At 47.1% G+C, this 12,365-nt stretch carries 10 protein-coding genes; 3 read left to right on the top strand and 7 right to left on the bottom strand.

Annotation, left to right across the window (positions count from 1 at the left end; genetic code table 11):
• Positions 1–227: 227 nt before the first annotated feature.
• Positions 228–1,073, top strand: coding sequence for a penicillin-insensitive murein endopeptidase (gene mepA, locus L4C42_RS11060; RefSeq protein ID WP_353499565.1), 846 nt, complete (start codon positions 228–230; stop codon positions 1,071–1,073).
• A gap of 8 nt (positions 1,074–1,081) precedes the next feature.
• On the opposite strand, the gene L4C42_RS11055 is transcribed toward mepA, so the two are convergent.
• A complete protein-coding gene (locus L4C42_RS11055) occupies positions 1,082–1,420 on the bottom strand; it encodes a helix-turn-helix domain-containing protein (protein WP_353499564.1) in 339 nt (112 codons plus the stop codon).
• A 493-nt stretch (positions 1,421–1,913) separates the two neighbouring features.
• Between L4C42_RS11055 and L4C42_RS11050 the strand changes: the two genes are divergently transcribed.
• Positions 1,914–3,104 carry a GGDEF domain-containing protein gene (locus L4C42_RS11050; protein ID WP_353499562.1) on the top strand — a complete coding sequence of 397 codons (1,191 nt, stop codon included), beginning with the start codon at positions 1,914–1,916 and terminating at the stop codon, positions 3,102–3,104.
• A gap of 12 nt (positions 3,105–3,116) precedes the next feature.
• Here L4C42_RS11050 and L4C42_RS11045 read toward each other — a convergent pair whose 3' ends face one another.
• A complete protein-coding gene (locus tag L4C42_RS11045) occupies positions 3,117–3,494 on the bottom strand; it encodes a SirB2 family protein (RefSeq protein WP_353499561.1) in 378 nt (125 codons plus the stop codon).
• Between the two features lie 494 nt (positions 3,495–3,988).
• On the opposite strand from L4C42_RS11045, the gene L4C42_RS11040 reads away from it, so the two are divergent.
• The gene (locus L4C42_RS11040; protein ID WP_429760504.1) at positions 3,989–5,359 is read left to right on the top strand and encodes an NAD-dependent succinate-semialdehyde dehydrogenase; all 1,371 of its coding nucleotides are present in this window, start codon (positions 3,989–3,991) and stop codon (positions 5,357–5,359) included.
• A gap of 69 nt (positions 5,360–5,428) precedes the next feature.
• Here the strand turns inward: L4C42_RS11040 and L4C42_RS11035 are convergent, their stop codons facing one another.
• From L4C42_RS11035 to L4C42_RS11015, 5 genes are all read right to left on the bottom strand, one after another.
• The gene (locus L4C42_RS11035; RefSeq protein WP_353499559.1) at positions 5,429–6,436 is read right to left on the bottom strand and encodes a metal-dependent hydrolase; all 1,008 of its coding nucleotides are present in this window, start codon (positions 6,434–6,436) and stop codon (positions 5,429–5,431) included.
• 171 nt (positions 6,437–6,607) lie between these two features.
• Positions 6,608–9,442: an FAD-binding and (Fe-S)-binding domain-containing protein gene (locus tag L4C42_RS11030; RefSeq protein ID WP_429760502.1), complete on the bottom strand. Its 2,835-nt coding sequence runs from the start codon at positions 9,440–9,442 to the stop codon at positions 6,608–6,610.
• 21 nt (positions 9,443–9,463) lie between these two features.
• Positions 9,464–10,129, bottom strand: coding sequence for a LutC/YkgG family protein (locus tag L4C42_RS11025; protein ID WP_429760500.1), 666 nt, complete (start codon positions 10,127–10,129; stop codon positions 9,464–9,466).
• A 13-nt stretch (positions 10,130–10,142) separates the two neighbouring features.
• Positions 10,143–11,579, bottom strand: coding sequence for a LutB/LldF family L-lactate oxidation iron-sulfur protein (locus tag L4C42_RS11020; protein WP_429760498.1), 1,437 nt, complete (start codon positions 11,577–11,579; stop codon positions 10,143–10,145).
• Positions 11,576–12,334, bottom strand: a complete 759-nt coding sequence (locus tag L4C42_RS11015; RefSeq protein WP_429760496.1) for a (Fe-S)-binding protein — start codon at positions 12,332–12,334, stop codon at positions 11,576–11,578. The genes L4C42_RS11020 and L4C42_RS11015 overlap by 4 nt, the downstream gene beginning before the upstream one ends.
• Positions 12,335–12,365 lie beyond the last annotated feature (31 nt).

Genomic DNA, 12,365 nt, shown 5'->3' with positions numbered 1-12,365 from the left:
CAACTGAGTGATTTATTTGTAGCGCGTTCTGTTATTACCTGCAATACAACAGGTTATGAAACCTCAATTAGAGTTCGATTTTGTGAAACATTTCACTTTATGTAGCGAAAAATTGATGTAGTGCACTTTGTTGTACTACATCATTTTGCGTTTGATTGTGTGCAAGCTCAATTGAGCGCGCTATCCTTAAGCTAACGTCTTCTCAGCATCTACAGCGAGGAAGTGACATGGGGAAATTGGCTTGGCTAGTGTTGTTCATTGTATCGTGCAACGTTCATGCTTTGCAGCGCTCGTGGGATGAAGTGTCGGTGCCGAGTGAGGGGGAGTCCAATTCAATAGGCAGTTATGCCAATGGCTGTTTAGCTGGGGGACAACAACTTTCTCTAACGGGTGAGGGCTATCAAGTCATTCGCTCGCAACGTAATCGTTACTACGGCCACCGAGATATGATTGCCTACTTGACCGAATTAGCTCGTAACGTCGATAAGCTCGGGATAGGGCATTTACTAGTTGCCGACATCTCAATGCCAAGGGGAGGGCGATTTACGTCTGGGCACGCGAGTCATCAAACCGGGCTTGATGCCGATATTTGGCTAAGACTTCCCAATGCTCCTCTCAATGCGGAAGAGGCAGCGGATCCCAAACCTTACCCTGTCGTAGATATTGAAAAGTATCGTTTTAAACAAGATAAATGGACGACGAATCATGAACTCCTGCTTCAAGTTGCTGCTGTCGATGAGCGGGTAGCACGTGTCTTTGTTCATCCTTTAATCAAAAAGCAGCTTTGTGAAGTCGAATGGAAGGAGAGAGATTGGCTTCGTAAAGTGCGCCCATGGTGGGGGCACTACTACCATTTTCACGTAAGACTGCATTGCCCTGAAGGGGAGGGAAAGTGCATAGCGCAAAACCCTCCACCACCGGGAGATGGCTGCGGACAAGAGCTTGCATCGTGGAAGCCCTATATTCCAGCTAAGAAAAAGCCTGCAGACAAAGTAACGAAAAAGGTGACGCCTAAAAAGCGCGTTTCAAAACCAAAGTTTCAAGAGTGTATTGCGTTATTGGCTGAGCCTTAAGAAAGCAGTTATTGAAGTCGATACTCGATGGTGACCTGATTGCCGTCGACACGGATATTGGTAATGTCGCCGTCGATCGTTAGGCGAGTATTGAAAACTCGGTCAGCTTCGCTAACAAAATGGCTGCGCATTGATGGTAGGTGGTGGCATGGGTCGATATGCAATAGTCGACAAAAGCGATCGACAAAGGTGGCGTCTAAAGGCACGTTGCCATTGAGTCGATTAGACAGTTCAATTTGACTGACGTTTAGGCGTTTGGCCACTTCCATTTGCGTAATGTGCATTTTTGCTTTCTGTGACATCCAGACACGGTAAAGTGCTTCAGTATCTTGTTGTGTAAAATTCATTATTAACCCCTGCAATTAGTTGGAATTGTCCCATTCCCTTCTATACCCAAGTAACCTGTAGCACTCTGAATTCGGCATCTTGTGGCCTCTTGGGTAGATGTCGCGTATTTCAGCTTAGCTTAGGCTTGATGTTGTCAGAGCCTTGCAAGCCAGGTAAAGCCACTGTCCGATTGAGGACAAATGCGCGTCAATATTTTGAACTACGTTGTGTCGCACTGAAGCTGTTCTCACTATGTAAGAATTCATTCACCTTTCTTCACTGCGCTCCTAGTGTGTAACCTTAATTATTATGTCATTGAACAAACGAAAGTTATCTGCTCCCTCAACATACTATTGTCGAAAAATTACACATACTGATAACAATATTAGTGATGCGCTTCTCAAAAAACATTCACTAATTCCAATTTGCTACCTGGTTGTATAGCATTTGTTAATTATTGCAGGGTTATTGATTTGCAGTAGTAATTGACATAACTATAAAGCTAGGAAGTGGATGGATACATTGACTGCATTTTCTCTTGATATGAGAACGCTGAATTTTGTGATGATTTTGTTCAGCGTTATATACTGCATTGGATTGCTGTTATTCGCTACGACTCAAGAAAAAACCAAAGGAATAAGACTGTTTGCATTGGCGCTATTGGCCATGGGGGCAGGTCCATTATTAATAAGTTTACGCGGTGTCGCCCCTGACTGGGTCTCAATTGTTACTGCGAACACATTGATCGCCGTCTCCTTTCATATGATCCTGCATGGCATGTGTCAGTTCCGTGGGGTTCAAGCACAGTTTGCGCATAGCTTCAGTTGGGTCGTTCCACTTGTCTTGGTGCTAAATCTCTATTTCACTTATGAAGCCAACTCGATCAATCAACGCATTTTGGTTAGTGCGTTGTCAATCGCAGTCGTTACGCTGGCAACTTCGTTTGTAGTCATAGTGGGTAAACACAGAGACTACCAGCCTGCAGTTTTTACTATGGCCGCGACGTTTGGTTTCTACGGGTTGTTTATGTTGTTCCGCGCTGCTTATACGTGGGACAGTGCTGAGATCTTCCAGTTTATGGATGCTGACTTAGTACATAAACTGACATTTCTCTTCAGCATTTTTTTAACGGTAGCCTCTAGCTTTAGTATGCTGTGGCTGATTAATGCCCGTCAGATGGATGATATTTATGCGCTGTCTTATTTCGACTCCTTGACCAATCTGCGTAATCGCCGTGCTCTTGATAGTTATACGTTGGCGCTGGCAGAGGGTGGTGGTAAGCCTAAACAAAGCATTATTATGCTTGATATCGACAGGTTTAAATTGATCAATGATCGCTATGGCCACGTTATTGGCGATAAAGTGATAAAGGCAGTCGCTTCGCAGATAAAAGGCACTTCGAATGCCCCCAAAGCTATCTATCGATTTGGGGGCGATGAATTCATTATCGTCTTAAACAATCAAACCATCGACTTTGCACTGTTCCTTGCTGAATCCATGCGCAAGCGCGTCGCAGAGCACGTGCGCGTGGATGGTATGCCCGTCAAAGTGAGTTGCAGCTTTGGGGTCGCAGAGTCTCTTTGCGATGAAAGTTGGGACGCTCTGGTTGCGCGAGCAGACGAAGCCTTATATCGAGCAAAGCAAGAGGGTCGCAACTGTGTTCAAATGGCCTCTGAGCAAGCTCAACTTATCGTAAACGCATAGAGCGAACAGCCATTATCCAAAAAGTAGCGGGGCATGAGCTTTACCTATGGTAAAGATGGTCAGCCATATTCCACAGGTAATCAACATCACGAGTACTCGAGTACGTTTTGCGAGTGGGAACTGGAAGATAACCATAGTGCTGATCGCATAAACGATAAATAACCCGAGTTTCTCAGTAAGCCACGGGTTTGATAGTGGAAATTGTCCAATAGTCATACAAAGTCCCGCCGCACTTAATAACATAAAGGCGGTAAGTACTTGATGGATGACCAGAGCAAACTTGTTTTCAACTAAAGCGGAATGACTAAAACCCCACCAAGCGCGAATGATGAAGCTGATAAAGCTCAGTAGTGCCAAAGTGACGTGTGTTTTCAAAAGAAGCGTGTACATAATATCTAAATAACCTCAAGCCGCCGCCGCGGTTGCCACCCAAGTCGTGCTCGCTAACTCAAACATTGAGTTCAGTGCTAACTAGCACTAGCAGGGTATAAAGCTTTTACACAGTGTTTACATTTTCATGTCGCCACGATAGGGAATAGTACAGAGGTGGTCTTTGATGTAAATCAAGTGTTACTTCATTGTTTCTTTTATCTGCACCATAGGGTTCTTAGAACGTGATGTCTGCCGGACAATGTACCTATTTATACAAATCCATACGTTTTACTGATGTTCTAATCCACTGAAATTAGGGGAGATACTTTACCTATTTACAGAACTCATACAACACGCCGTTTAGTCATGTTGTTTTCAAATTGATGTAAGTTTGCCTGGTTGTTTCTTGATTGTTTCCGGGTGTATGTTGTTTTCACAATAAAAACAGCGCAAATAGCGTGAACATTTTTGGTCGGTGCGTGCCGACTTACTCTATCCCTCGGAGAAACAACATGGCGATTAGAACATTAAACCCATATACCAATCACATAGAACAGCGATTCGATACTTGGCAAGACGCTCAAGTTGTGGAGCGGATTGATACGGCTCAGGCTGCTTTCGAAGCGTGGAGAGCAACAAGTCATCACGAGCGAGCGGCTTTGCTTTCCCGCGTTGCATCGATGCTAGAAGAGCGAGCAGAGCACTATGCGGCGCTTATGACGACAGAGATGGGTAAATTGCACAGCCAAGGTGTCGCGTTAGAAATCCCACTGTGTGCTCAGATATGCCGCTACTATGCTGAACATGGTGAGCGCTTTCTTACTGCAGAGCCTATTGAAGAAGTTGCCACAGGCCGAGCTGAAATTCAAAATCACCCGCTCGGTGTGATTTATGGCGTCATGCCTTGGAACTTTCCGTTTTATCAAGTGATTCGTTTTATTGCACCGAACGTGATGGTAGGCAATAGCGTTGTGTTTAAGCATGCATCTAACGTTCCTCAGTGTGCAAAGGCGATCAGTAAACTATTTGAAGATGCGGGTGCGCCAAATGGATTAGTGCAGCACCTATTTGTTGCATCGAGCCAGTCTGAGCTGATTATTGCTGATAAACGAGTACAAGGTGTGTCGTTAACGGGCAGTGAAAAAGCTGGAGCAAGCGTGGCTGCGCTGGCCGGAAAGTACTTGAAAAAAGTGGTCATGGAACTGGGCGGTAACGATCCGTTTATCGTGCTTGCTGATGCCGACGTAAATAAAGCGGTAGAGCTGGCTACAATCGCGAAGATGTTTAATTCTGGCCAGGTGTGCATTAGTGCTAAGCGATTTATTGTTGCCGATGAAGCTTATGATGAGTTCATGGAAAAGTTTGCTGCAGCGCTAGGCACTCTAAAGGCGGGAGATCCTATGGATTCTCAAACCGGGTATGCGCCTGTCGTGAGTGTTCAAGAACGTGATTATTTACTTGAACAAGTACAACATGCCGTTGAACAAGGTGCTAGCTTGGTATTGGGGGGTGAGTCAGAAAACCTCGAAGGGGCATGGCTCAAGCCAACTATCCTTGCCGATGTTACTCCGCAGATGGATGTGTTCGACCAAGAGCTATTTGGACCTATTGCCGTAGTATATCGCGTTAGCAGCGATGAAGAGGCGATAGAACTTGCTAATAACAGCTCTTATGGATTGAGCTCTGCTGTCATTTCAGAAAACATCGATCGCGCCAATGCGGTCGCCGGGGTTTTGGACTGCGGCGCATCGTTTATTAATACGTTCTCAATGTCGGAGGCATGCCTCCCATTTGGCGGTATTAAAAACTCTGGTTTTGGTCGTGAACTAGGCCGATTGGGGCTGGATGAGTTTGTAAACAAGAAGCTGGTTAGGTTCGCATAACTTTGACTCTACGGTCGAGCATGTCCATGTTGGACATGCTCGTCGTTATTTCATTTCAGTACGCTGGTCCTATTGAGAGCGACCAAAAAGCATGTTGTAAAATCGCTGCCTGTCTTTTTCGCTGCTGCTGCGGTGAGTGAGGTAGGTAACGTGTTCGTTATCGGCGGCATTTTCAGACAAAGAGATGCTCCACAACGCATTGAGCTCATTGGGAACAATGGAATATCGTACGTCGATAATCCTCTGATTACTCTGTTCGCTAAGAGCCACAAAATCATCAGAAAACCAAGAAAAACGCCCGATATCTTTGGCTTGCTGCGAATTTTCATGTAACCAAGGAAACGCTTTTTCCTCGTTTAGCTTTTCTACATTGGTGCCAGGATACACAGTCAGCTTTTGTCCAGCTCTCACCGCATCAATGTAAAACCTTCCGTCAGCTTCATAGATAATCTTCCAAACCAGAATATTGCCAAAACTGGGTTTCGCTTCGAGCCTAACTGGGCTGTGATTACGCTCGTTTGCGACTTGCCAGCCTGTGCGCTCTGCCCTGTCTCTTTGCAGCATGCCTAGGGTTGGATAAATTAGCGCCCATAGGAATGCGACTCTTGCAATTGCTGGGCTTCGCTTCCACAGAGCTATAGCCAACACGATGAGCAGTGGGAGCGTGAATAGGGGGTCGATGACAGAAATGCTGTTCCAAGCAAAGCGCTCATTAGTCAGCGGCCAGAGTAGTTGCGTGCCGTATGACGTGCACGCGTCTAAAAGTCCATGAGTTGCATAACCAAGTGTGCAATAGAGCCAAGATTGCTTGAATGAGAAGCCACGCTTTTTGGCGATCAGAGGGTGAAAAAGCATGGCACAAATAAGGCTCCCTATCGGGATAAACAGCAGTGAATGAGTAAATTGGCGGTGAAACTCCAAAAACAACAGCGGATCGTGCGAAGAGCGGATCAATACGTCTATATCGGGTGCTAGTCCAGAAAGCAGACCTAAAACCCCCGCGACCACAAACCTAGGTCGGTTACTCACCGATTGCGATAATGATGCTCCCAACAGTCCTTGTGATAATGGATCCATAAATAGTACTTTGATCGCCCGAGAATAAATAACTTAGAATACAATAAGCTATAGCAGTAAACCGTTAGAAGCGACAAGGCGAATGGGAAAACTAACGGTAAAAATGAATCTGCCATTAAAGCTTTTAGACTTCGATGGCAGATAAATTAGGTTTACTGGGTCAATACTCGATTAGGACTGAGCCGGAGAGGCGACTTGATCGACAAGATAAAGAATCGATTGATAAGGGATCCCGCTATGGTGAGAGAGGCCAATTTCACAGGTAATACTGTTGCTAAAGCCTCGGGTGCACCCTTGTGGTACTTGTGCCTTAAGAGGTGATACAGCCGCTTCATTGAGTTCTGGAGTAGTGAAGCCTTTGTCACCTGCCCAACCACAACATTGAATGTGTTCTGGGATGATGACGTTGCTAGCACAAGCTTTTGCGAGCGATAGCATAGCGCTTTCCAATCCCATACGTCTTGAGCTGCACGTGACATGCAGCATCACGGTTTCATTGATTGGCGATAGTGTTAGTTCGCTGAGCAGATAATCACTGACGAATTTTACTGGTTCAACAATGGTCATCGGTTTAGTGAACTGCTCTATGCTGCGTTTCGCGCATGGGCTGGTGTCCATCAAAATAGGATATTTGCCATGCTCCGAAGCTTCCCATAAAGCAAGCTCTAGCTGTTCACTCTTTTGTTTGGCGATGTCGGTCATTCCTTTGCTGTCATAGGGCATGCCACAGCATTGGTCACTGAGTGATTTTGGAGTGATGAGTGATACTCCCGCTTTTTCAAAAAGTGACACTGTCACCTCGCCAAGGGAGCGCTGGTCATATGCATCGGATTGAGTACTCATATTGCGGCTGGCACAAGATGGTAAATACACCACTTTTTTGTCTTTCGCCATTAGGTTATTTGAGAGGTTTCGGCTGTCAAACTTGGCTCCTCGCGGTGTTTCTGGTAGCCAGGCTGGGGTAGCGTTTTTGGTGATTTTGCGTATTCCTTCGGCGGCCTTAACGACACGCTCTTGGCCTAGGATATTGGTAGCAACCGCACCACTTTTGAGACCGAATCGCGCTATGGCTGTGGTCGCGGTAAAGTGATCTGCCGTCCACTTGGCGAACGGTCGGAATTTTTTGTATTTCGGCTCTCGAAGTTTCTTAATCAGATCACCGGTGTTGATACCGACAGGGCAGCGATCGGCACACAACCCCGTGGCTGCGCACGTATCGATGCCTTGGTACTCAAAGACTTGCTCCAGTTCTGTCGCCTCAACCGTTTCACCAGCGGCTTTGCGACGTTGAAGTTCACGGAACAGAACAATGCGCTGACGAGGTGAAAGGGTAAGGGTGCGAGACGGGCAAACTGGCTCACAAAAACCACACTCGATACAGCGGTTCACAATGTCATCGGCAGCGGGCATAGGTTTGAGATTTTCGATGTGCGAGTGGGGATTGTCGTTAATAATCACACCAGGGTTGAGCAAACCTTCTGGATCGAAGAGTGTTTTGATTTGTTGCATCAGCGCGTAGCCTTCTTGTCCCCATTCCAGTTCGACATAGGGAGCCATATTGCGCCCTGTACCGTGCTCAGCTTTCAACGAACCTTGGTATTTGACGGCAACAAGATCGGCCACATCATCCATAAAACCGCCGTAGCGGTTGATCTCTTCCTGGCTATCAAATCCTTGGGTAAACACAAAGTGCAGATTGCCCTCTAGTGCATGGCCAAAAATGATGGCTTCGTCGTAGTGGTATTTGTCGAAGAGTTGCTGCAAGTCACGCACGCCGGCCGCGAGGTTTTCTACTGGGAAAGCAACGTCCTCAATGATGACGGTGGTGCCGACTTCTCGCACAGCGCCAACCGCTGGGAACATGCCTTTGCGAATGCCCCAAAGCGTGGCAACAGTTGCTGGATCAAGTGTGAATGGTACAGACTCGACGATAGTATATTCACTCAGCGCTGTCATTACCGCGTCGGTGTGGCTATCTAATGTATGCTGGCAAGACGCATGAACTTCCACCAAGAGCGCGGTCGCTTCTAGGTCGAGTTGCTGAATGAACTCGGGCATGCCTGGTTTATCTGCCACTGAGCGTAGAGCGCGTCCATCCATCATCTCTACTGCGGCAACTGGCGTTGTTGCTATCGTCGTTACTGCCTTACTTGCTGTTTCAATATCGGAAAACACCAGCAAAGTAGAGGCTTTGTATTTGTGTTCCTCGACCGTGTTATAGGTAATATCAGCGATAAAACCTAGGGTTCCCTCGGAGCCAATCATCAAATGCTCTAGAACTTCGATAGGGTCGCTGTAATCAACGAGCGCATTCAGTGCGTAGCCAGTGGTATTTTTTAAGCGGTATTTATGAGCAATTTTCTCGGCGAGCTCGCTGTTGGCTTTGGTTGTCTCTGCAAGGTGTTTGAGCCCTTCAATAAACTCAGGTTTGTCCGCTTTAAAGCGCTCGATACTTGCCTTGTCTCCGGTATCTACCAAGGTGCCATCACTCAGCACTATCTTCATGCTGTCGACGGTTTTATACGAGTTTTGTGCGGTGCCGCAACACATGCCGCTCGCGTTGTTGGCAGCAATACCGCCAATTTTACAGGTGTTGATAGACGCAGGGTCTGGGCCGATTTTACGTTGGAATGGGAGTAGGTATTTATTGGCGTCGGCGCCGATAACACCGGGTTGAAGGCGGATTTTGGCGCCTTGCTCAAAGATAGTATGTTCGCGCCAGTCGTCAGTGAGAGCGATAAGGACAGAGTCAGACACCGCTTGGCCTGACAAACTGGTGCCAGCGGCGCGAAAGGTAAATGGAATACCGTGTTCACGGCAACACTGGATAGTAAATATCACCTCATCGAGATCTTTAAGGCGCAGCACGATCTGTGGGATCAGTCGATAGAAGCTCGCATCGGTACCATAAGCTAGGCGCTCTGCTTCACCGGTGATGATGCGCTGGGAGTCGATTCTGGAGGCGAGTTGCTGTTTGAGCAATTCATAATCGCGTTTGTGACTCATCTTGGTGTCCTTTATAAGTTCTTATTCGTCTTCCAATAACAGTACGATCAACTGACTCGGGCCATGGGCGCCGTAGGCGAGCGTTTGTTGAATGTCCGCGGTTTTCGAGGGGCCAGAGATTAAAAGCGCATTGGTCGGCATGTAATGATCCCAATTGTTCTCTTGCATCACTTGCAGAAAGTGTCCGTAAAGCGCTGACTTTTTGACGACTGCTATGTGACTTGGTGGCACTAGAGATAAGGTACGCGGCTCGTGCTCGTTTGGCCACAGTACCAGTGCGCCTGTGTCTGCAATACCGCCTAGCGTGTGGGTGATGCCGACATCAATATCGCTAAAAAGCTCGGCTTTCCAGGCTTCGATTTTCTGGTTGAATGACGTCACTTGTTTATCTTGAGCGGCAGCTTCGAAATCGCGGATGAATTCTCCTGCTGTCCCTATGGCAACGCGATTGAAGCCGTAACTGTTCATCACATCACGTAGGGCTTGGGTAAGTTCAGAGCGCTGTATTGTGCGAACATCTGCATGATTGGCGCTCATCATGTCGACAAAGCGCTTCGCTTTGTCATCAATAGTGATATCTGGATGACTACCCCAAGGATAAAACGCTAATTCTTCCGCTGACTTTGGGGTGCGTTTAGCTTGTTTCAGTCGGCCAAGAATAGTGTCTTTGGCAAGTCTAGTGTTCATCTTGGTTTCCTCGCTACTGCTTATCGCTTTTGGCTTTGCTGCGTTCAGCCATGATCTGGTGTAAGGTTTTCTTAGCCGGTTTTGGGCTGGTACGACATTGTGTCCAAGCGCCGAGTTTATTCGGGATAAGATTTTGCAGCTTGGTCGCCATGTAAGTGCCTGTGTGATACAAGTTTGGATTACTTGCTGCGAGCGCGAACCCTTTCATTGCCGCGGTTTCAAGACCACTGCTGGCGGCGTTTTGCCCTTTCAGTGCTAGTGTTTCTTTTTCCGCTTTGTTTTTGGCTTCTTTACGTAGGCGAAGCAGCATGTCCGGTATCGGAATTCGTACTGGGCAAACCTCGCCACATGCACCGCAGAGGCTAGAAGCGGTAACAAGGTCTTTGGTTTTATCTATACCCAGTAAATGAGGCGAGATAATTTTGCCAATAGGGCCAGGGTAAACTGTGCCATAAGCATGACCGCCAATTTTGGTGTAGACAGGGCAGTGGTTCATACATGCGCCGCAGCGAATACATTGTAGAGTCTTGCGAAGCTCTTCATCGTGGTACGCTTGACTACGTCCGTTGTCGAGCAAAATTAGATGCACTTCTTGCGGGCCGTCTTTCTCACCGTTTTTGCGAGGAGAGGTGATCATGTTGAAGTAAGTGGTGATGGCTTGCCCAGTCGCAGAGCGAGTTAACGCGCTGTAAAGCGGTGGTACATCAGACAAAAACTCAACGACTTTCTCGATACCGGTGATGGCAATGTGCACGTTTGGTACCGTTGTCGACATGCGGCCGTTGCCCTCGTTTTCAACTAGACACAGCGTGCCGGTTTCTGCAACGGCAAAGTTGACACCGGATAAACCAATATCGGCTTCGAAGAATTTTTGTCTCAGACGGGTGCGGCCGGTTTGAATCAGGCTATCTACATCTGTGGTAGGTTTGAAGCCATCGAGATGTTGCTCAAAGGTGTCACTTACTTCCTGCTTATTTTTGTGAATCGCTGGCATGATTATGTGAGAGGGCTTGTCGCCATCGAGTTGAACGATGTATTCGCCCATATCACTTTCTAAGCATTCAATACCGAGTTTCGCCATCTCATGGTTCATCTCGATCTCTTCGCTCACCATGGATTTGCCTTTGATGATTTGTTTGGCATCGTGCTCATCAGCAATAGCGGCAATGATGGCATTCGCTTGTTCTGGGTTTTCTGCCCAATGAACTTGAATGCCATTTTTGTAGCAATTGAATTCCAACTGTTCGAGAAGTTCTGGTAACTTGCTTAGGCAGCGTTGGCGGATGGATTCGGCAAGATCTCTTATCTGCTTCTCTTCCTTTTCGTCACTAAATGCTGTTTTACGCTTATCACGCAGATAATCCATCGCACCACGAAAGTTTGCTCTGAGCTGTTTATCACCTAAGGCATTTTTGGCTAGCTGGTGGAACTGTTCAGGAGTTTGACTCATTGTGCATTCTCCTGTGTTCGCTCAAGAAGAAATGAGGCTAGATGACGCCCTTTGATGGTCTTTCCTTGATATTCAAACGCGCCATTGATGTTGAGAAGGCATCCCCAGTCAGCACTCACCAGCGTATCGGATTGGGTCGCTTCGATATGGTGAGTTTTGTCTTTCACCATCGCTTCGGAGATATTCGGGTGGCGTACAGAGAAACTACCACCAAAGCCACAACACTCGCTTTCATAGTCTTGCATACGAAGCTCGACATTGGAGAGCTGACTCAGTAGTTCGGTCGCCGTGACGTGGACGTTCATTTCACGTCTTGCCGCGCAGGAGGTGTGTATAACAACGCTTGTTGGTTGGCCTTTGTCGTCAAGTTTGACGCGACAGACATTAACGAGAAACTCGGTAAGTTCAAACACTCTGTCGCAGAACTTATCGACTTGAGCTTGATTGTTATCCCCCTTAAATAGGCGGCGATAATGGTGATGCATCATGCCACCACACGAACCAGACAGAACAATAATCGGATACTCTTCAGGAAACAGATCCATCTGGCTTTTTGCAACCTGTTTAGCTTCTGATTCATAGCCCGATGTATAGGCAGGTTGTCCGCAACAGGTCTGTTTTTCGACGAACTCAACTTCAATGCCTTGTTGCTCTAAAAGGGTCATGGCATCTAAGCCTGCTTTGGGGTCAAATACGTCTACTAGGCAGGTGGCATAGAAGTAGACCTTGCTCGGTTTTGAGGGATAGATTCGCATTGTATTGCTCCAGCACTAGACCCATTTTTAT

Origin of the sequence: Vibrio wakamikoensis, assembly GCF_050337275.1 — a bacterium.
Taxonomy (GTDB): Bacteria; Pseudomonadota; Gammaproteobacteria; order Enterobacterales; family Vibrionaceae; genus Vibrio; species Vibrio chaetopteri.
Note: the sequence above shows the minus strand (reverse complement) of the source record. Positions and strands in the feature narration are given on the sequence as shown.